We start from the raw sequence: 19,939 nt of genomic DNA on the forward strand, positions 1-19,939 counted from the left end.
CGGGCGCACCGTCCCGCGTCCGGATCGCAGCCTCGATCGAGGAGTCGTAGCGGTGTGGTGCCACGTCGTCAGACCGCGATGTCGCGGCGCAGCAGGTCTTCGACGGTCTCGCGCCGCACCAACTCCCGCGCGCGACCGTCCGCGACCGCGATGATCGGCGGTCGGCCGACGCTGTTGTAGGTGGAGGCGAGGCTGTGGTGGTACGCGCCGGTGCACGGCACGGCCAGCACCTCGCCCGCGCGCAGGTCGACGGGTAGTCGCACGTCGGCGGCCAAGACGTCGCCCGCCTCGCAGAAGCGGCCCGCGACGGTGGCGGTCATCTGCGGACCGCAGGGGTGTCGATTGGCGACGACGACGTCGTAGCGCGCGCCGTAGAGGGCCACTCGCGGGTTGTCGCCCATGCCGCCGTCGACGGTCACGTAGGTGTGGCCGCCCTCGACGTGTTTGACCGAGACGACCCGGTAGAGCGTGACGCCCGCGCGGGCGACGATCGCGCGTCCCGGTTCGAGGATGAGCACCGGGCGCGGGAAGTGCTGTCGCGCGCAGGCCGCGTCGAGCGCGTCCTCGAGGACCTGGGCGAGTTCGGTCAGGTTAAGTTCGGCGTCGCCTGGCCGGTAGGCGACCGCGTGTCCGCCGCCGAGGTCGAGTTCGGTGAGCAGGACGCCGTGCTCGCGCCGGATCACGGCCATCTCGGCGACCAGGCGGCGCACGGCTTCGCCGTAGTGGTCGGGGTCGTGGATCTGCGAGCCGAGGTGACAGTGCAGTCCGACCAGGCGCAGGTTCGGCTGCCGCAGCACCCTGGCGACCGCGTCGGCGGCGGCCTCGGAGCCGAGGGGGAAGCCGAATTTCTGGTCGAGCACGCCGGTGTGGACCGCCGGGTGACCGTGGACGTCGATGCCGGGCGAGAGGCGCAGCAGCACGTCTACCGGGGTGGTGGCGAGCGCGCTGAGCAGGGTGATCTCGGCGGGCGAGTCGACGACGATCCGGCCGACGCCCGCCCGCACCGCCGCGCGGAGTTCGTCGCAGGTCTTACCGTTGCCGTGCACGATGATCCGGCGCGGCGGCACCCCGGCGGCCAGGGCGAGGGCCAGTTCTCCCGAGGAGCACACGTCGACCCACAGGCCCTCCTCGGCGACCCAGGACGCGACCGCGCGGATCATCAGCGCCTTGCCCGCGTAGGCGATCCGCGCCTCGGGGAAGACCGCGCGATAGGCGCGGCACCGGGCACGGACCTCCGTCTCGTCCAGGACGTAGGTGGGCGTGCCGTAGTGGTCGGCGATATCGGCCAGCGCGACCGAGCCGACGGTGACCCGGCCCTCGTCGTCGTAGTGCGTCTCGCGCGGCCAGACGGCCGCGTCCAGGCGCGGGGGTGTTCCCGATCGCAGCGACGGAAAGATCTCGAGCAGCGTCACGGTGTCTCCTGGGGCGTCCCCGCCGTTCGGTATGCGGGGTCGTTGTCAGGATCGCGCCGCTGCCCGCCGGTGGACCCGCCGTTGACGGAACCCTGACGCTCGGCGCGCCCATCCGGACGCTTTCGCGACGGGCCTCAGTTGCCCAGGCGGCGGTACAGCGCGCCGGCGATCGGCGCGGACACCGCGCGCGGCGCGTACTGGCCCGCGACGCTCATCCCCTTGCCGAGCAGGCCGGGGACCACGCGCATCTTGTTGCGGGCCAGCGCGTCCAGCGACAGTTTCGCGGTGTGCTCGGCGGAGACCCAGATGAACTCGGGAACCTTGTTGTCGGAGACGAACGCCTCGGTCTGCTCGGGGTTGTCGGTGCGCACCGGGCCGGGGGCCAGCAGCGTGACGTGCACGCCCCGCCCGCGCAACTCACCGCGCAGCGATTCGGAGAAGCTGTTGGTGAACGCCTTGGACGCCGCGTAGGTGGCGTTGTTCGGGATCGGCATGTTGCCCGCCGCGGACCCGGTGATCAGGATGCCGCCGCCACCGCGCGCGAGCATGCCGGGCAGCACCGCCAAGCTCAGGTCGTGCACCGCGACGGCGTTGAGTTCCATCACCGACCGCTCGACGGCGGGATCGAGGTCGGCGACCGCGCCGAAGGTCGCCACGCCCGCGTTGTTGCACAGGATCGCGATGTCGCGGGCGGCCAGTTCCTCGACCAGGGGGGCGCGCTGCGCGCGATCGGACAGGTCGACCGCGCGCACCTCGGCGGTGACGCCGTGCCGCTCGGTGAGCCGTTGCGCCAGATCGGCGAGCAGTTCGCCGCGGCGGGCGACGAGGATCAGCGAATAGCCGCGGGCCGCGAGTTCGACGGCAAGGGCGGTGCCGATCCCGGAGGAGGCTCCGGTGACGACCGCGCGATTGTCCGAGGTGGGGGAAGGCAGACTCACGCTGCGAGCCTAGGCGATGCCCGCGCGCCGCTACAGCCGGGCCGCCAGCCTGGTGCCCTGGTCGATGGCCCGTTTGGCGTCGAGTTCGGCGGCCACTTCGGCGCCGCCGATCAGATGCGGTCGCAGCCCCGCCGCGAGTAGCGGTTCGACCAGGTCGCGCACCGATTCCTGGCCCGCGCACACGATGACGTTGTCGACCGGGATGAGCTGGGGCCGCTTGCGTTTCTCCCCGAAACTGACGTGCAGGCCGCGGTCGTCGATGCGCTCGTAGTTGACGCCGCCGACCTGTTCGACGCCCTTGGCGCGCAGTGCCGCCCGGTGCACCCAACCGGAGGTCTTGCCCAGGCCGGCCCCGAACGACCCCGGTTTGCGTTGCAGCAGGACGACATCGCGGGCAGCGGGGGAGGGGCGCGGTGCGGCGAGCTGTCCGCGGACCCGCTCGTCATCGGCGTCGACGCCCCATTCCTGTTTCCACTCGTCGAGTTTGAGCGTGGGGTGGCCCTCGACGGTGAGGTATTCGCTGACGTCATAGCCGATGCCGCCCGCGCCGATGACGGCGACCCGCTTGCCGACCGGTTTGGCCTCGCGCACGAGTTCGGCGTAGGACAGCACCATCGGGTGGTCGATGCCGGGGATGTCGGGGATGCGCGGTCGGACGCCGGTGGCCAGGACGACTTCGTCGTAGCCGCCGTCGATCAGGTCCGCGGCGCTCGCCCTGGTCCCCAACCGCACCGTGACGCCGGTGATCTCCAGCATCCGGGTGAAATAGCGCAGGGATTCGTCGAATTCTTCTTTGCCGGGGATGCGGCGGGCGATGTCGAACTGGCCGCCGATGCGATCCTCGGCCTCGAACAGGTCGACCCGGTGGCCGCGTTCGGCGAGGTTGACCGCCGCCGACAGCCCGGCGGGCCCCGCCCCGACGACGGCGATCCGTTTGGCGCGGCGGGTGGGCAGCAAGGTCAGCTGCGTCTCGTGGCCCGCGCGCGGGTTGAGCAGGCAGGAGACGGTCTTGTGCTGGAACGCGTGGTCCAGGCACGCCTGGTTGCAGGCGATACAGGTGTTGATCTCGTCCACCCGGTCGGCCGCGGCCTTGTTGGCCCATTCCGGGTCGGCCAGCAGCGGGCGGGCCAGCGAGATCAACTGCGCGTCACCGCGGGTGAGGATCTCCTCGGCGATCTCGGGCATGTTGATCCGGTTGGACGCGCAGACCGGGATGTCGACCGCGCGGGTGATCTTGGCGGTGAACTCCACGAACGCCGCGCGCGGCACGGAGGTCACGATGGTCGGCACCCGGGCCTCGTGCCAGCCGATATCGGTGTTGAGGATGTCGGCGCCAGCGGCTTCGAGTTCGCGGGCCAGGTCCAGGATCTCCTCGAAGGTCTGGCCGTTCTCGACCAGTTCGGCCATCGACAGCCGGAAGATCAGCAGGAAGTCGGGGCCGAGGGCGGCGCGGGTGCGGCGCACGATCTCCACGGCCAGCCTCCGGCGTTTGGCCGGTGTGCCGCCCCATTCGTCGGTGCGCTTGTTGGTGCGCGGGGCGAGGAACTGGTTGATGAAATAGCCTTCGCCGCCCATGATCTCGCAGCCGTCGTACCCGGCGAACTTCGCCAGTTCGGCGCAGCGGACGTAGTCCTCGATGGTCCGCCGCACGCCCTTGGCCGACAGCGACCGCGGCCGGAACGGGTTGATGGGCGCTTTGATCGAGGAGGCCGAGACACTGCCGGGCACATACGAGTACCGGCCCGCGTGCAGGATCTGGATCGCGATCTTGCCGCCCGCCTCGTGCACGGCCTTCGTGATCGCCCGGTGCCGGTACGCCTCGGTGCGGGTGGTGAGTTTCGCGCCGAAGGGCAGCAGCCAACCGGTGCGGTTGGGGGCGTAACCGCCGGTGATGATCAGACCCACACCGCCCTTCGCGCGTTCGGCGAAGTAGGCCGCCAGTCGGTGGATGTCCCAGGCCCGGTCCTCGAGGCCGGTGTGCATCGATCCCATGACCACGCGGTTGCGCAGGGTGGTCGAACCGACCTCGAGCGGTTCGAAAAGGCGGGGGAAGGCGCTCATCGGGAAATCTCCGTCACTCCGGGTGCGGGGCTGACGCACGCGGTCCTAGTGCTTGCAGGATCTCGTCGCACCAGTCGATGAACCCGGATTCCACGCGGATGCCGCCGCGCAGGACCAGGTACTGGTGCAGGGCGGTGCCGGAGAGCTGTTCCGGCGCCGGGAAGTCGCGTTTCTCGACCAGGCGGAACACCTCGAGCCGTTCGGCGTGCCGGGCGCGATGGTGGGCCACCTGGGCGAGCAGGTCGTCGATGTCGCCGTGCGCGGCGGCGCGGATCTTGACGCCGAGTTCGCTGCGCGGGATGTCGGTGTTGGTGGGTTCGGCCAGCCAGCGCGCGAGTTCGGCGTGACCCGCGGCGTTGACGGCATAGACCTTCTTGTCGGGTTTGCCCTCCTGGGCAACGGTTTCGCCGTCCAGCCACCCCGCGTCCTCCATCCGCTTGAGCACGCGGTAGATCTGCTGGTGGGTTGCGTTCCAGAAGTACCCGATGGATTTGTCGAAGCGCCGGGCCAGTTCGTAACCCGAGCCCGCGCGTTCGGTCAGCGATACCAGTAGCGCGTGCTCGAGGGCCATGCCGACACGCTACCCGTAACACCCGGTACTATGCAATTAGGTGCATAGCATCAAATGGCGACATTCCCGGTCACAGACACAACCACCCGGTACACCCCCACAAGCATCATCACCACCCCACGCCCCCCACTCGGGCGCGAGTCTTACGAACGCCGTTCGCGGCCGTCTCGTCGTCCAACGGGCGAAGCGCATGCACCGTAGTGGTGATCACTCGGTACACCCCTCAGGCAACGTCACCGCCTCACGCCCCCACTCGGGAGCGAGCCCGACGAGCGACGTTCGCGGCCGTCTCGTCGGCCGGCGGGCGAAGCGCATGCGCCGCAGGCGCGAGTCTCGCCCGCCGGCCGACGAGACATAGGGGCCGCGAACACGCCGCGACGGAGTCGCGGCCAATAAACACCGGGTACACCGCCCTGAGACCCGTAATCCGGCAACTCCCGACCCACCACACCTCACCGGCGACCTCACCACCAAAACCGGCCGGCACGGCAAACTCCCCAAGCAACATCACCACCTCACGCTGCCCTGCCGGTACAACCCCGCAAGCAACACACCCCACGCCCTTCACTCGGGTGCGAGCCTGACGAGCGCCGTTCGCGCCGTCTCGTCGGCCGGTGGGCGAAGCGCTTGTGCCGTAGTGGTGATCACTCGGTATACCCCTCAGGCGACGTCCCCACCTAGCGTCCCCCACTCGGGTGCGAGCCCGACGAGCCTCCTTCACGGCCGTCCCGCCCACCACCCGACGAGACGAAAAGGGCCGCGAACACGCCGCGCCGAAGGCGCGGCCAATAAGGTACAGCCATGACCGAGGTGTACGGCGATCCGAACGAGAAGTACGCCGATGCGGCCATCGGGCAGTCCGCCGGGCGCGGGCAGATCGTGGCGTGGGGGTTGTGGGACTGGGGTTCCTCGGCTTTTCAAGCCGTGGTGCTCACGTTCGTCTTCTCGGTCTATCTCACCGACAAGGTCGGCGAGGATCTGCCCGGCGATGTCAGCGCGAGCGCGTGGTTGGCTTGGGCCATCGCGGGCGCGGGGGTGGTGGTGGCTCTTACCGCGCCGGTCGCGGGACAGTATTTCGATGCCGCCGCCCGCCGTAAACGCGCGCTCGGCGTGCTGACCGCGTTGACGGTGTTGTCGATGACGGGCCTGTTCTTCGTCCACGACGACTACCACGACCTGTGGCTCGGGTTGGTGCTGTTGGCTTTCGGTTCGGCGGTGTTCGAGTTGGCGGGCGTGCCCTACAACGCCATGCTGCGCCAGGTCTCCACGCCCGACACCGTCGGACGGGTTTCCGGATTCGGCTGGGCCATGGGCTATTTCGGCGGGATCGTGCTGCTGCTGATCTGCTATGTCGGCTTCATCGCGGGTGACGGCGACAGTCGGGGACTGCTCGGTGTGCCGACCGACGAGGGCCTCAACATCCGCTTGGTGGCACTGCTGGCCGCGGTCTGGTTCGCCGCGTTCGCGATTCCGGTGCTCGTCGCGGTGCCGGAACTGCCTCGTGTCGAGGCCGACGCGCCGGTCGCGGGCAAGCGGTGGCGTGGCCGTCTCGCTGACCTGGGCAGCTTCTTCGGCGCCTACGCGACGCTGTGGCGGGATCTGTGCGAATTGTGGTCCGTGGACCGGCGGACCGTGGGATTCCTGGTGGCCAGCGCGGTTTTCCGGGACGGGTTGGCCGGTGTGTTCACCTTCGGCGCGGTGCTCGCGGTCGGTGTGTACGGGATCGCCGACGCCGACGTGCTGCTGTTCGGGATCGCCGCGAACGTGGTGGCCGCGCTCGGCGCGCTGGTCGCGGGACGTTTCGACGACCGGGTGGGCCCGAAGACGGTGATCGTGGTGTCGCTGGCCTCGATGCTGGTGTGGGGCACGGTGCTGCTGTTCGTGTCCGGTCCGCTGCTGTTCTGGATCTTCGGCCTGCTGTTGACGGTCTCGGTCGGTCCCGCGCAGTCCTCGGCCCGATCCTTCTTGGCCCGGCTCGCACCGCCCGGACGCGAGGGGCAGATGTTCGGGCTCTACACCACCACGGGGCGGGCGGCGTCGTTCCTCGCCCCGGCCTTGTTCGGTTTCTTCGTGTGGGTCTTCGACGCCGAACGCGCGGGGATCGCCGGGCTGTTGCTGGTGATCGGTGTGGGACTGGCCGTGCTGATCCCGGTGCGCGGGCCCGATCCGCGCATGGTGGTCGGCGAGACGGCGTAGCGGCTCAGGCCGGCTTCCACATTCCCATCCCGAGCACGATCAACCGCACCTGTGTCACGGTCCGGTCGATGACGGCGGCCTCCTCGCGCGGCCTGGCCGCGAGGTAGGCGGCGATGCCGTCGGCGACGGTGGAGATCAGCAGGTCGGCGGCGGTTTCCAGATCCTTGGGGCCCCAGTCGTCCAGGGCGCGCACCCGGGACAGGTCGGCGACCAGTTCCCGCATGATCAGGTGCAGTTCGCTCGCGATGGCGGCGCGCACGGCCGCCGCGCCGCCGTGGCGTTCGCGGATGAGGAAGCCGAACAGTTCGCGGCGCGGTTCCACCTGGTCGAACAGGTAGCGCACGACTTCCGACAGGTTCGCGTCGGGTTTGCGCCGAACCTCGCGCAGCGACAGGCGCAGTCGGTTGATTCCCTCGTCGACCAGGGCGGTGGCCAGATCCTCGAGCGAGGTGAAGTGCCGGTAGAACGCGGTGGGCACGATGCCGGCCGAACGCGCGATCTCGCGCAGGCTCAGGGCGGCGAAACCGCGCTCGGCGGCCAGCGCCAGGGTGCCGTCCATGAGGGCCTGGCGGGTGCGCTCCTTGCGTTCGTGTCGGGTTTCCGCCTGTTCGGTCATTTCGGTGAGCATACAGCCGTTCACCATCGCATCCTCCTTTTTTGTGCCTTCTGTCACAGTTCGAGCCGGTTGACAGGGTGTACCGGTCATCAGTCACACTGGTTTTAGTGCACAAGCGTGCACTGAATATTGATAGCACGGGAGAGGCTCATGGTGGATCTCATCGATCTGGTGCAGACCCTGACCACACCGCATCCGCTCGACCGCTACCTGGAACTGGTGAAGCCCACACTCACCGCCCGCCAGATGCGGGCCGAAGTCGTGCGCGTGGGCCGGTCCACTCCGGGATCGGTGACCCTCACGCTGCGGCCCACCCGGCACTGGCGCGGCCACCGGGCCGGACAGTACGTCCGCCTCGGCATCGTCATCGACGGCGTGCGGCACAGCCGGTGCTATTCACCGGTCAACGCCGAGAACGGCCGCGGCCGCCACCTCCAGGTGACCGTCAAGGCGCACGGCGACGGACTGGTCTCGCGCTACCTGCACCGCTCGGCCAAGCCGGGCATGGTGGTCGACCTGGAACCCGCCGCGGGCACGTTCCACCTGCCGCGCGTGCGTCCCGACCGCGTCCTGCTCATCAGCGGCGGCAGCGGCATCACCCCGGTGCTGTCGATGATGCGGACCCTGGCCGCCGAGGACTACCGCGGCGAGGTGGTGTTCCTGCACTACGCGAAGTCGCCGTCGCTGGTCCCGCACCGCGAGGACCTCGAGGCCATCGCCACGGCCCATCCGAACTTCCGCGTGGAGTTGCGGTATCCCGGCCGTCCGCAGGTCAACGACGCGGTCGACGGTCCGCTCACCGAGATCGGCGGCGGCGCTCACCTCGACCGCGCCGAACTCGACCGGGTCGCGCCGTGGTTCGCCGACGCGCAGACCTACGTGTGCGGCCCGGAACCGCTGATGGCCGCCGCGCGGGAGATCCACCGCGCCGCGGGCGTCGAGGACCGCCTGCACACCGAGGAGTTCACCCTCACCCTCGCGCCGGTCGCTCCGGGCGAGGCCGAGGGCACGGTGTGCTTCTCCGGCAGCGGGGTATCCGCCGACAACAACGGCGCGAGCCTGCTCGAGCAGGCCGAGGCCGCCGGGCTGACGCCCGAATACGGCTGCCGCATGGGGATCTGCTTCTCCTGCACCGCCGTGCGCCGCAGCGGGTCCACGCGCAACCTGCGCACCGGCGAGATCGACAGCGAGGCCGATCAGCCCATCCAACTGTGCGTCAACGCCCCCGCGGGCGACGTCGACATCGACATCTGACGCACCACCGACGCGCACAACCATCGAATCGACAGGGGAGTTGACATGACCATACTCACCGAAACCAAAGACGGACCGCTGGTCCTGAGCCCGGACCAGGTCGAGGAACTGGGCAAGGCGCTCGACGATCTGCGCGCCCGCGTGGTCGCCGACCTGGGCGAGCGCGATCGCGAGTACATCTACTCGATCATCAAGGCGCAGCGCGGTTTCGAGATCGCGGGCCGCTCGCTGATGTATCTGGGCTTCCTGCCGCCGGTGTGGCTGGCCGCGGTCGCCGCGTTGAGCGTGTCCAAGATCCTGGACAACATGGAGATCGGCCACAACGTCATGCACGGCCAGTACGACTGGATGCGTGAACGCGACCTGAACTCCCGCGAATTCGAGTGGGACACGGTCTGCCCGGCCGACCAGTGGAAGCATTCGCACAACTACATGCACCACACCTTCACCAACATCCACGGCAAGGACCGTGACATCGGCTACGGCATCCTGCGCATCGACGAGGCGCAGGAGTGGAACCCGCTGCGGCTGGCCAATCCGGCGTTCGCCTTCGCGCTGATGATGTTGTTCGAGTGGGGCGTGATGCTGCACGACCTCGAGGTCGAGAACATCGTGCAGGGCAAGCGCTCCTGGGCCGATGTCAAGGGCCTGCTCAAGGGGCAGTGGCGCAAGGCGGGCAGGCAGGTGCTCAAGGACTACGTGGTGTTCCCGCTGCTGTCCGGGCCGCTGTTCTTCAGCACGCTGGCCGGCAACGCCACCGCCAACGTGGTCCGCAACATCTGGGCCTACTCGATCATCTTCTGCGGACACTTCCCCTCGGGCGTACAGACGTTCACCGAGGACGAGACCGCCGAGGAGACCAGGGGCGAATGGTATGTGCGCCAGATGCTCGGTTCGGCCAACATCACCGGCAGCCCGCTGTTCCACATCATGTCGGGCAATCTCTCGCACCAGATCGAACACCACCTGTTCCCGGACCTGCCCGCCAACCGGTACCCGGAAATGGCGCCGGAGGTCCGTGAACTGTGCGAGAAGTACGGCCTGCCCTACAACACCGGCCCGCTCGGCAAACAGATCGGCTCGGTGTGGGCGAAGATCTGCAAACTCGCACTTCCGGACGCGTTCTACGAATCCCGCCTCGCCGAGTTCCTGCCCGCCGCGCTCCGGCCGGAACACACGCCCGGTGTTATCGTGATGCGTCAGCGGAAGGCGACCGAAGTGGGCGGGTAATGATCGGAAAATTCGAGAGCAACAAGGATTTGATTCAGGAATTAACGTCCTCCGGCGCGCGGCACATCGGGAATATTGCCGGCATCATCACCGGTACCGTCGCCGAGGTGACCCGGGAGATCGGCGAGTGGATCACCGACGCCATCGAGATGAACGAGGCGGCGGCCGCGGCCCGGCGTGACGCCGAACAGGTCGGCGCGGAGGATCTCGATCCCGTCGAGGTGACCGATCCCGCGGACACCGTGGTCCCGAAGGCAGAGGCCGTTCCCGAGCCCCGGGTCGAGGACCCGCGGCCCTACCTCGACGCCGAAGTCGTGGTCGAACCGGACGAACGGCCCTGACCAGTCCCTGAATCGACGTCGCGACGGCTGCCGGTCACCAGACCGGCAGCCGTCGCCGTCGTTGGGCCACATCGGTGATCAGGTCCTGGTAGCCGTCGGCCAACTCGGCCAGGCGGGTCCAGTGCAGATGCGCGTCGGGTTCGGCGGGTTCGGCGGCGGGCGTTCGGCCCAGAGCCTGGTGGGCCACAATCCATTTCGCGGCCATCCGGTCGATCACCGCGCCCAAGGTCTCGGTGTGCAGCGAGGCGCCGGATCGGTGCGCCACATTGGCCGCCACCCACCGGTCGATGCGGCCGACGAGTTCGCCGCGGCGGCGATCGATGTCGTCGAGCAGGTGCGCGCACGCCGCGACCAGACCGCTCGGAGCCTGCGGGTCGCGGGCCTGGGCCAGGGCCAGATGACGGCGTTCGTGGCATTCGGCGAGTTCCCTGGCCACGGCGAGCACCGAATGTCTCGGCCTTGAATCGGATTCGGCGAACGCGCGTAGCAGGGCCGCCCGTGGCGGAAGATCGTCGGTTCCGAGTTGATCACCGGCGTACTCGGTAGGCATGTCCACGTCCCTGCTGTGGCGGTCCGACTGCTGGATGCGCCGGCGCCGAGGGGGGTTCGGGCAGGTGCACCCCTCGGCGTCGGCGCAGTCCCCGAACGCGTTCGCCTTCTCCCCCCGACAGGGATCACCGGCACGGCAGAGCAAACCGGGAAATCCGCGACGATGCGATGAAGAAGGCGTCCGGAGAATTCGGGACTCCTTCAGGAAAGCGCGCGGACGCCGGAAAGCGCAACCATATGGTGTAAGAATGATCGCCGGGGCCGGGAATCGTTATCGTCCGTTACGGACCGGTCACCGGAATGCCGCCATCGCGAGCGATTCGATTGTCCGCGAGGATAATTCGGCGGTGCGATGGTCCGGCGCGGACCGCGGCGTCCAGCGCACCTCCGGCTATCGACCGTAGGCGGCGGCTGCGGCGGACCCGGCGATCGGCTAGCCTCGCTTTTCGTGCCCGCCTACGTGTCATCGCCCGAGCTGACTTTCGGCTTCCTGTTCGCCCTGGAAGACCCGGAGCGAATCGCCGAGGTCGTGCGCGACCTCATCCTCGCGCGCACCGTCTCGGTATTCCGACTCGCCAGGCTCTCCGACGACGACGGGCCGCCCGAACGCTACGTGGTCAACTGGGCCGCGATCCCGCAGATCTCGGTCACCACCCGCGCCCCCGAACTCCCCGACCTGGCGGCGAACGGGGTCATGCTCGTCAACGCCTTCCTCGGCGAGGGCGGCGAGGTCAGCCTGTACTCGGCGACCGGCCAGACACCGGGCTGATCCGCGTCGTCCCCGGTGAACGACCGTGCACCGGGGCGCTCCGCTCCGACGGCGGGCGGATGCTCAGCAGGCGGGGGTTCAGCAGGCGGGGTGCTCGGCGGGCCGACGCTCAGCGGGCCAGCGCTCGGCGGGCCGGCGCTCAGCGTGCCGACTCGTAGATGCGGCGGACGACGTCCTCGATCTCGGGTTCCTCGATCGACAGATCGCGCACCCTGGCCCGATCCGACACCGCCGCCAGCAGGGCGGCCGCGGTCGTGGTCCGCGCGTCGAAGGCCAGTCGCTGTCGCATCCCGTTGCCCTCGCTGGTCAACAATTGCGCCGCGCACGGCAGATCCACCAGGTCCGGCGTCGGGTCGGCCAGTTCGACGACCAGCACGCGCCGCGCCCCGACCGTCGCGCCCAGTCCCGGCAGCGACCCGTCGTAGACCAGGCTGCCGTGGTCGACCACCAGCACCCGGTCGCACAATCGCTCGATATCGCCCATGTCGTGGGTGGTGAGCAGCAGGGTGGTGCCCCGGTCGACGCGTTCGGCGCGCAGGAACTCGCGTAGTCGCTGCTTGGACAGCACGTCCAGACCGATGGTGGGTTCGTCCAGGATCACCAGTTCGGGGGAGTGCAGCAGGGCGGCCGCGACCTCCGCGCGCATCCGCTGCCCCAGCGACAGCTGCCGCACCGGGGTGTCCAAGGTCTCGGCCATCTCCAACTGTTCGACCAGTTCGTAGGTGCGCTTGCGGGTGATGTCGGGATCGAGGCGGTGGATCGCGGCCAGGATCGAGAAGGATTCGCGCAGCGGCAGATCCCACCACAGTTGCGAGCGCTGACCGAACACCACGCCGATGCGGGCGGCGAGTTGGCGGCGCTGGCGCACCGGTTCCAGTCCGCAGGTGCGCACCGTGCCCGAGGTGGGCACCAGGATTCCGGTCAGCATCTTGATCGTGGTGGACTTGCCCGCGCCGTTGGCCCCGATGTAGCCCACCGCCGCGCCGCGCTCCACCTGGAAGCTCATGTTGTCGACCGCGGTGAGAATGTCGCGCTGCCTGCGCAACCGGCGACCGTCGCGCCGGTAGAGGGTGAACTGTCGTGTCAGGTTGTGGATGTCGATGATCGCGTCCGATGACTCGCTGGCCGCCACGCTTATCCGCCGCCTCCCTGATAGTGCCGTGTTCCGATCCGCCACAGACCGAGTGCGAGGGCCCACACCCACAGCGTCGCGACGGGGGTCAGCCACGCCAGCCACGACGGCAGCAGCGGCGGTCCGGGCAGGTCGAGCAGCGCGATGGTGGGCAGGTACGCGGTGAACGACACCGGAATGGCCAGGCCGAACAGGATCTTCAGCTCCGTCGGGAAGACCGAGGCGGGCTGCATCGCGGCGAAGGAACCGCCGTAGGTGAAGCTGTTGGTCATCTCCGAGCCGTCGATCAGGAAGAACTGGAGACCGGCCGCGCAGACGAACAGTCCGGCGAACAGCGCGATCCCGCCGAGCAGGGTGATCGCGAGCAGGGCGACCGTGTCCGCGCCCCACTGAATATCGTTGCGCACCAGTCCGATTCCGAGCACGACGAAGGCGACCGCGGCGCGCGCGAGCCTGCGCAGCGAGATGTCGCTGGTGATCAGTTGCAGCAGCAGCGGTTGCGGCCGCAGGTGGAAGGCGTCGAGGGTGCCCATGCGGATCATCGTCGGCAGGGTGTCCAGGTGTCCGACCAGCAATTGCGCGAGCGCGAAACTGGTGTTGCTGAGCCCGAACAGCAACAGCGCGCCGTCCAGGTCGAGGCCGCCGAGCACCCGCACCGTGTGGAAGATGACCCACACCTCGGCGAATTCGACGAGTCCGATGAGGAAGGCGCTGAAGACCTCGCTGGCGAAGGACAGCCGATAGGTCTGCTGGGCACGCATCCGCGAGCGCAGCACCGCGACATACGGGGTGAGCCAGGTGCCCGCGGGCGCGGCGAGCGGCGTGGGGTCAACCACCCTGCACCTCCAGTCTGCGGCGCCCCGCCGCCAGCAGCATCCGGCCCGCAATGCCGATCAACACGATCCATACCGCCTGTGTGGCGACGACCGTCAACGCCTCGGTCCCGACCACGCGCCCGGAGAGAATATCGATCGGCGCCTGGAGAATCGAAGGAAACGGTGTGGCGTGCGCGAAGTCGCGCAGCCCCTCCGGGAACATATGGACCGGCACGAACAGCCCGGCCAGAAACGTGCCGCAAATCTGGTATAGCACTCGGATGCCACGGGTTTCCACCACCCAGAAACCGATCAGGCCAACAGCGAATAACGACAGGAACGACAGGGTCACCGCGGATAACACCGACAGCGCGCCGAGCAGATACGGCCACGGCGAAGCGGGCAACTCGAGTCCGAAGGTGAGATATCCGAACAGTACGCTCGGTATCCCGCGCGGGATCAGGGTGCAGGCGGCGCGGCCGAGATCGGCCGCCAGATAACCGAGTTGGATGTCGATCGGGCGCAGGAAGTCGACGGCGACATCGCCGTTCTTGACCCGATCCACCAATTCCAGGGGCGGGCCCATGAACTGGGTGGCGCCGAGCAACGCCTGTGAGAGCCAGACGTAGGCGCCGATCGAACCCTCGTCGTAGCCGCCGAAATCGCCCGCCGCCCGGACCGCGGCCAGCATCACCGCGGCGCGGACCAGTCCGAACACGCAGTTGGTGAACAGGCCGGCCAGCATGGCCACCAGATACTGGGACTGGCGGCGGTATCCGGCGATCGCGAGTTGCCGGTAGACCCGGACCGTTCGCCACGCCCGCACGGCCATGTCACACCATTCCTCCCCCTCCGCACTGCCGCGCACGAGGTGTCAACTTTAGTGCGGCCACGAGGTGGGCGCGACGATTCGACGCGATTCGACGAAAAGTGCCGCCGACGGCGTGACGCATTGCCGGAAACATGATCTTTTCACACCGATCGCGCGCCTTGCGGAGTACGCGTGATCGCATTTGCGCGAGTGCGCGTGTCCTCGGTCGGGAGAGCGGTTTTCGGGGTTCTCGAATCGAACATTCGTGCCCGTGTCGGTCGGTCGACGGACATCGGGACCGCGAGGGCCGACGGACGGACTACATCGGTAATTGCGGTTTTCGTTCACCGACGCAGGTTCGGACGCCGCGATGCGAAATCCGATCCCGGTGCGATGCGGAATCGACGTGCGCACCCGGGAAATCGACCGTCGCGGAGCACGAGCGGCCGAGCCGCTCCGGCCGTGCGCGAGCCCGCGAAGCGATCGACAGGCAAACGGTCAGAGACGGGGCGGATCGATGCCCAACGCCGTCAACCGATCCGCGTAGCCGCGCACCGACGCGAGTTTGATCCCCTCGTAGCCCCGCACGAGGTCCGCGAGTCCGGCCGCCGTCACCGCGCGGTCGTAGGTCGCGGCATCCAACCGCTCGGCCAAGCCGGTGACCATCGCGGTGTAGTGGGCGAGCAACCGGCGTTCCAGTCGCCGCATCGACGTGTGGCCGAACGGGTCGAACGCGGTGCCGCGCAGGCGCTTGCCGCGGGCCAGCAGGCGCAACGTGCCGTGGGCGCGCGGCCCGATGCCGATCTTGTGTTCGAGCCCCATCGCGCGCAGCAGCGGCGGATGCAGCCGGTAGGTCAGTCGCGTGCCGTCGGGGAACTTCTCGGCGACCTCGGCCAGGAAGTCGGGATCGGTGAGGCGGCGGGCGACGTCGTACTCGTCCTTGTAGGCCGTGAACGCGTAGAGCCCCACCGCCGTCTTCTCGCTGAACTCGGTGCGGTCGGTGACGGCGCGTTCGGCCCGCCACACCCGCTCGACCGTGTCCAGATAGGTACGCGCGGTGCGCAACCCCTGGTAGCCGATCAGTTCGGCGGCCCGGATCTCGACCAGCCTGCGGGTCTCCCCGGTCACGGTGCATCCGGCGAACAGGTCGGGCGGCGCGGTGGCGTGGGTGGCGCGCCGCGGCGTCCGCGCGGTGGCGGCGGCGAAGTCGGCGGGCCGGGCCACCGCCACTCGCCCCCAGCGGAACGCGGCGATGTTGGCGGCCACCGCGACCCCGTTGACGTCGATGGCCTCCTCCACGGCCGAGGGCGGCAGGCGCAGGCCGCCGCGCTGCACGGCCGCGCCGATCACCAGGAAGTTCGCCGTCGCGGTGTCACCGAAAAGCGCTTCGGCGGCGGCCGCGGCGTCGAAGGACACCAAGGCCCGCGACACCGAGTCCAGGCGCGCCAGCATCCGGGCGGTGTCCGGGTATTCGACCGTGCGGTCGTAGACCATGGCCCCGGTCGGCGTCCGCGAGGTGGACGCGATCGTCACCGTGTGCGCCGCCGATCCGTACCCCAGGTTCTTGGCGTCGGCGGCGACCAGCAGGTCGAAGGCGAGCAGACAGTCCGCCGATCCCGGGGTCAGGCGGTTCGCCGGTTCCAGCGGACCCGTCGAGAAGCGCAGGTGCGACACCACCGGGCCCGCCTTCTGGCTCAGGCCGGTCTGATCCAGGCTCGCGACCTCGTGCCCCGAGCGCAGCGCGGCGGTCGCGAGCACCTGGTTCGCCGTGACGATCCCGGTGCCGCCGATGCCCGCCAGCAGCACGTTCTGCGTCCCCGCCGCGACGGGCGCGGACGGCGGGTCCGGCAGCGCGGGCGGCGCGGGCCGATCCGCGCGGGCTTTGCGTTTCGCGCCGTCCTCCGGCAACTCCACCGTGACGAACGACGGGCAGTCGCCGTCCAGACAGCTGTAGTCGGTGTTGCAGGAGGTCTGGTCGATGCGGGTCTTGCGCCCGAATTCGGTGTCCACCGGTTGCACCGACAGGCAGTTGCTCTTGACCCCGCAGTCGCCGCAGCCCTCGCACACGGCCTCGTTGATCAGTACCCGGGTCCGGCGCACCGGCAGCATGCCGCGCTTGCGCCTGCGTCGGGCGTCGGCGGCGCAGTGCTGGTCGTAGATCAGCACCGTCACGCCGGGGATCTCGCGCAGCAGCCGCTGGGCCTCGTCCAAGCGGTCGCGCGACCACAGCAACGTGCCCTTCGCCAGGTCGCGCCGCCGGTACCGCGACGGATCGTCGGCGCAGACCACGATGCGCGCCACCCCCTCGACGGCCAGTTTGCGGGTCAGCGCGGGCACCGTGAGCGCGCCCTCCGCGTCCTGCGCGCCCGTCATCGCGACGACGTCGTTGTGCAGGAGTTTGAAGGTGATGTTCACCCCGGCCGCCACGCACGCCTGCACCGCCAACTGCCCGGAGTGGAAATACGTACCGTCGCCGATGTTCTGGAACAGGTGCGGGACCTCGGTGAACGGGGCCTGCCCGATCCACTGCGCCCCTTCGCCGCCCATCTGGGTCAGGCCGAGCACCGCGCTGTCGGACCGGCCGGACATGGTCACCAGCGTGTGACAGCCGATCCCGCCGCCCGCCAGCGAGCCGTCCGGCACCGCGGTCGACCGGTTGTGCGGACAGCCGCTACAGAAATAGGCCGTGCGCGCGGCGGGCAGCGGCGTCAGCGTGAGCGGCGGGGGCAGCGGACGTCGCATCTCGACCGCGCCCGTCAGCACCCGGCGCAGTGGGGCGAGCACCCGACCCGCGGTGAGTTCGCCGTCGCGGGGGAACAGCGGCCGCCCTTCGGCGTCGGCCTTGCCGAGCACGCGCGGCGGCGCGGCGGTGTCGTAGAGCAGGTCGCGGATCTGGGTCTCCAGGAACGCGGTCTTGTCCTCCACCACCACGATCCGCTCCAGGCCCGCGGCGAATTCCCGGATACGGTCCGGGACCAGCGGGAACGGCATGCCGATGCGCAGCAGGCGGATCCCGGCGGCTGCCAGCGCGGCGTCGTCGACGCCGAGATCGAGCAGCGCCTGGCGGACCGCGTCGAAGGTCGTCCCCGTCGCGGCGATCCCGATCCGCGCCGCCGGCGGGTCGACCTCGAGCACGTCGAGCGCGTTGCGCGCTCCGTAGGCGCGGACCAGCGCCCAGCGCGGCCCGTACAGGTCGGCTTCGGCGATCACACTGTCCACCGGGGCGGCCATCGGCCGTTGCAGGTACGTGAAAGGCTTTCCGTCCCATTCGATCTCGGGGATCACCAGGTCGAGATCGCCGACCGTGCCGTCCACCGTCCACGCGCCGTCGGCCACGTCGGCGACGATCTTCAACGCCACCGGACATCCGCTGACCCGCGACAGCGCCACCCCGTGCAAGCCCATCGTCACGATCTCGCGGGCATTGCGCGGGAACAGCACCGGGATGTTCAGCGCCGCCAGCGACCGCTCGCTGACCGCGGGCACCGTCGAGGATTTCGAGGCCGGATCGTCGCCCACCATGAGCAGCACGCCGCCGCGCGGGTTCACCCCGTACATCGTGGCGTGCCGCAGCGCGTCGGTCGCGCGGTCCAGTCCGGGACCCTTGCCGTACCAGATGCCCACCACGCCGTCGTGGGTCGCGGCGTTCGGCGGCAGCGCGGCCTGACTGCCCCACACCGAGGTCGCGGCCAGTTCCTCGTTGAGTCCGGGCACGAAGGCGATGTCGTGTTCGGACAGGACCCCGGGCATCCCGGCCAGCATCCGGTCCACCCCGCCGAGCGGGCTGCCCTGGTAGCCGGAGACGAAAGTGGCGACCCGGCGGCCCGCGCGCAGGTCGCGGACATGTTGCTCGATCATCAGACGGGCGATGGCCTGGACGCCGGTCAACACGACCGGCCCCGTCCCGACGCGGTAGCGGTCGGCCAGGTCGTAGGGGGTGCTGATCAGGTCGCGGTCGGCGAGCTCGGTCATGCGATCCACCCATCCAGCGCCCGGTGGGGCGCTTCGGTGAGTTTGGGCACTTCGGTACTCCCATCCTGGAACCGCTGCGCTACCTGTGCAACCGATGTGGATATCACTGCGCAGTGTGCGCAATTCGAAGGTGTGCGGTGGGGTCACTGGTGAGCACAGTGCGCGATGGATGTGACCACCGTCACCGCCGAGTGGTCGCCGGGTCCGCCGCCCGTCGTACCCTGAAACCATGTCCGAGATCGCGCACCCGTCGCTCGCGCGACTGACCGCGCTGCTCGAGGGTCGCCGCGTGGCCGTGCTGACGGGAGCGGGCGTGTCCACCGACAGCGGCATCCCCGACTACCGCGGCCCCGACTCCCCGCCCCGCACCCCCATGACCTACCAGCAGTTCGTCGGCGACCCGGTCTTCCGGCAGCGGTACTGGGCGCGCAACCACGTCGGCTGGCGACACATGGACGCCGCGCGCCCCAACCTCGGGCACCGCGCACTCGCCCGACTCGAACGCCTCGGCGTGGTCACCGGGCTGATCACCCAGAACGTCGACCTGCTGCACACCAAAGCGGGCCACCGCCGGGTCCTCGACCTGCACGGCGTCTACGCGCGCGTCCGCTGCCTCGGCTGTTCCGCGCTCACCTCCCGCATGACGCTGGCCGACCGTCTGGAAGCCGCCAATCCCGGATTCGGCGCGCGCGTCGCGGTCACCGGCGTCGAGGTCGCCCCCGACGCGGACGCGATCGTCGCCGACACCGCCGCGTTCCGCGTGGTCGACTGCGAACACTGCGGCGGACTGCTCAAACCCGACATCGTCTACTTCGGCGAGAACGTCCCGCGCGAGCGGGTCGCCGACGCGTTCGGCTTGGTCGACGCCGCGCAGGTGCTGCTCGTCGTGGGCTCCTCGCTCACCGTCCAGTCCGGATTGCGCTTCGCGCGGCACGCCGCGAAACAAGGGAAGCCGGTCGTGATCGTCAACCGGGGTGACACCCGCGCCGACGACCTCGCCGCCTTGACCGTGGCCGCCGGATGTTCGGACGTGCTGACCGCGGTGGCCGACCGGTTGGCGGGCGTGCGCTCGCCCGCGTTGTCCCACTGACATCGCGCCCCGTCCGCGAGAAGTGCTCCGTGACAACCGGATCCGCGATCTTCCAGGCGGGTGAAGGGTTCTGTCGCGCTCGTGCGGGCGGTGTCGAAGACCGCGCACCGGGCGAATGAGACGAAAACCTCACCGGCCGACCAGGGGAAACGCCGGTCGTCTCCGGGGAACGGAAGCGCGAT

The 19,939-nt window shown here is 69.5% G+C and carries 16 protein-coding genes; 6 read left to right on the plus strand and 10 right to left on the minus strand.

Annotated elements, in window-relative coordinates; all coding sequences use genetic code 11:
* Positions 1–68 precede the first annotated feature (68 nt).
* The 4 genes from lysA to ON30_RS06990 all read right to left on the minus strand — a co-directional run bounded on the left by lysA (position 69) and on the right by ON30_RS06990 (position 4,982).
* Positions 69–1,412: a diaminopimelate decarboxylase gene (gene lysA / locus ON30_RS06975; RefSeq protein ID WP_040704998.1), complete on the minus strand. Its 1,344-nt coding sequence runs from the start codon at positions 1,410–1,412 to the stop codon at positions 69–71.
* Between the two features lie 134 nt (positions 1,413–1,546).
* The gene (cmrA, locus tag ON30_RS06980; protein ID WP_040704999.1) at positions 1,547–2,350 is read right to left on the minus strand and encodes a mycolate reductase; all 804 of its coding nucleotides are present in this window, start codon (positions 2,348–2,350) and stop codon (positions 1,547–1,549) included.
* A 30-nt stretch (positions 2,351–2,380) separates the two neighbouring features.
* Positions 2,381–4,411 (minus strand): NADPH-dependent 2,4-dienoyl-CoA reductase, encoded by a 2,031-nt coding sequence (locus ON30_RS06985; protein WP_040705041.1) that lies wholly within the window; start codon positions 4,409–4,411, stop codon positions 2,381–2,383.
* A 13-nt stretch (positions 4,412–4,424) separates the two neighbouring features.
* On the minus strand, positions 4,425–4,982 hold the full coding sequence (locus ON30_RS06990) for a PadR family transcriptional regulator (protein WP_040705000.1): 558 nt from the start codon (positions 4,980–4,982) through the stop codon (positions 4,425–4,427).
* Between the two features lie 801 nt (positions 4,983–5,783).
* On the opposite strand from ON30_RS06990, the gene ON30_RS06995 reads away from it, so the two are divergent.
* On the plus strand, positions 5,784–7,178 hold the full coding sequence (locus ON30_RS06995) for an MFS transporter (protein ID WP_051029018.1): 1,395 nt from the start codon (positions 5,784–5,786) through the stop codon (positions 7,176–7,178).
* Positions 7,179–7,182: 4 nt separating this feature from the next.
* Here the strand turns inward: ON30_RS06995 and ON30_RS07000 are convergent, their stop codons facing one another.
* Positions 7,183–7,794 (minus strand): TetR family transcriptional regulator, encoded by a 612-nt coding sequence (locus ON30_RS07000; RefSeq protein WP_040705044.1) that lies wholly within the window; start codon positions 7,792–7,794, stop codon positions 7,183–7,185.
* A 150-nt stretch (positions 7,795–7,944) separates the two neighbouring features.
* Between ON30_RS07000 and ON30_RS07005 the strand changes: the two genes are divergently transcribed.
* The 3 genes from ON30_RS07005 to ON30_RS07015 all read left to right on the plus strand — a co-directional run bounded on the left by ON30_RS07005 (position 7,945) and on the right by ON30_RS07015 (position 10,619).
* Entirely contained in the window at positions 7,945–9,048 is a 1,104-nt protein-coding gene (locus ON30_RS07005; RefSeq protein ID WP_051029019.1) for a ferredoxin reductase, read from the plus strand.
* A 45-nt stretch (positions 9,049–9,093) separates the two neighbouring features.
* On the plus strand, positions 9,094–10,278 hold the full coding sequence (locus tag ON30_RS07010) for a fatty acid desaturase family protein (protein ID WP_040705003.1): 1,185 nt from the start codon (positions 9,094–9,096) through the stop codon (positions 10,276–10,278).
* Positions 10,279–10,385: 107 nt separating this feature from the next.
* Positions 10,386–10,619, plus strand: coding sequence for a hypothetical protein (locus ON30_RS07015; RefSeq protein WP_245553960.1), 234 nt, complete (start codon positions 10,386–10,388; stop codon positions 10,617–10,619).
* 34 nt (positions 10,620–10,653) lie between these two features.
* Here the strand turns inward: ON30_RS07015 and ON30_RS07020 are convergent, their stop codons facing one another.
* The gene (locus ON30_RS07020; RefSeq protein WP_051029024.1) at positions 10,654–11,169 is read right to left on the minus strand and encodes a DUF4254 domain-containing protein; all 516 of its coding nucleotides are present in this window, start codon (positions 11,167–11,169) and stop codon (positions 10,654–10,656) included.
* A 447-nt stretch (positions 11,170–11,616) separates the two neighbouring features.
* Here ON30_RS07020 and ON30_RS07025 point away from each other — a divergent pair, with 447 nt between their 5' ends.
* Positions 11,617–11,937, plus strand: coding sequence for a hypothetical protein (locus ON30_RS07025; RefSeq protein ID WP_040705005.1), 321 nt, complete (start codon positions 11,617–11,619; stop codon positions 11,935–11,937).
* A 139-nt stretch (positions 11,938–12,076) separates the two neighbouring features.
* On the opposite strand, the gene ON30_RS07030 is transcribed toward ON30_RS07025, so the two are convergent.
* From ON30_RS07030 to ON30_RS07045, 4 genes are all read right to left on the minus strand, one after another.
* Entirely contained in the window at positions 12,077–12,943 is an 867-nt protein-coding gene (locus ON30_RS07030) for an ABC transporter ATP-binding protein (RefSeq protein ID WP_373282504.1), read from the minus strand.
* A 128-nt stretch (positions 12,944–13,071) separates the two neighbouring features.
* A complete protein-coding gene (locus ON30_RS07035) occupies positions 13,072–13,905 on the minus strand; it encodes an ABC transporter permease (RefSeq protein WP_040705008.1) in 834 nt (277 codons plus the stop codon).
* Complete coding sequence (locus ON30_RS07040; protein ID WP_085999287.1) at positions 13,898–14,629, minus strand: ABC transporter permease; 732 nt, start codon at positions 14,627–14,629, stop codon at positions 13,898–13,900. The genes ON30_RS07035 and ON30_RS07040 overlap by 8 nt, the downstream gene beginning before the upstream one ends.
* Before the next feature lie 564 nt (positions 14,630–15,193).
* Positions 15,194–18,667, minus strand: coding sequence for an indolepyruvate ferredoxin oxidoreductase family protein (locus ON30_RS07045; protein WP_040705046.1), 3,474 nt, complete (start codon positions 18,665–18,667; stop codon positions 15,194–15,196).
* A 229-nt stretch (positions 18,668–18,896) separates the two neighbouring features.
* Between ON30_RS07045 and ON30_RS07050 the strand changes: the two genes are divergently transcribed.
* Positions 18,897–19,757 carry an NAD-dependent protein deacetylase gene (locus tag ON30_RS07050; RefSeq protein ID WP_040705010.1) on the plus strand — a complete coding sequence of 287 codons (861 nt, stop codon included), beginning with the start codon at positions 18,897–18,899 and terminating at the stop codon, positions 19,755–19,757.
* The last annotated feature ends 182 nt before the right edge of the window (positions 19,758–19,939 follow it).

Source organism: Nocardia takedensis NBRC 100417, from assembly GCF_000308695.1.
Taxonomy (GTDB): domain Bacteria; phylum Actinomycetota; class Actinomycetes; order Mycobacteriales; family Mycobacteriaceae; genus Nocardia; species Nocardia takedensis.

Coding starts and splice junctions, on each gene's coding strand:
- ON30_RS06985 (WP_040705041.1), bottom strand. CDS start 4,411: ATGAGCGCCTTCCCCCGCCTTTTCGAACCGCTCGAGGTCGGTTCGACC.
- ON30_RS06990 (WP_040705000.1), bottom strand. CDS start 4,982: ATGGCCCTCGAGCACGCGCTACTGGTATCGCTGACCGAACGCGCGGGC.
- ON30_RS06995 (WP_051029018.1), top strand. CDS start 5,784: ATGACCGAGGTGTACGGCGATCCGAACGAGAAGTACGCCGATGCGGCC.
- ON30_RS07000 (WP_040705044.1), bottom strand. CDS start 7,794: ATGACCGAACAGGCGGAAACCCGACACGAACGCAAGGAGCGCACCCGC.
- ON30_RS07005 (WP_051029019.1), top strand. CDS start 7,945: ATGGTGGATCTCATCGATCTGGTGCAGACCCTGACCACACCGCATCCG.
- ON30_RS07010 (WP_040705003.1), top strand. CDS start 9,094: ATGACCATACTCACCGAAACCAAAGACGGACCGCTGGTCCTGAGCCCG.
- ON30_RS07020 (WP_051029024.1), bottom strand. CDS start 11,169: ATGCCTACCGAGTACGCCGGTGATCAACTCGGAACCGACGATCTTCCG.
- ON30_RS07030 (WP_373282504.1), bottom strand. CDS start 12,943: ATGAGCTTCCAGGTGGAGCGCGGCGCGGCGGTGGGCTACATCGGGGCC.
- ON30_RS07040 (WP_085999287.1), bottom strand. CDS start 14,629: ATGCTGGCCGGCCTGTTCACCAACTGCGTGTTCGGACTGGTCCGCGCC.
- ON30_RS07045 (WP_040705046.1), bottom strand. CDS start 18,667: ATGACCGAGCTCGCCGACCGCGACCTGATCAGCACCCCCTACGACCTG.
- ON30_RS07050 (WP_040705010.1), top strand. CDS start 18,897: ATGTCCGAGATCGCGCACCCGTCGCTCGCGCGACTGACCGCGCTGCTC.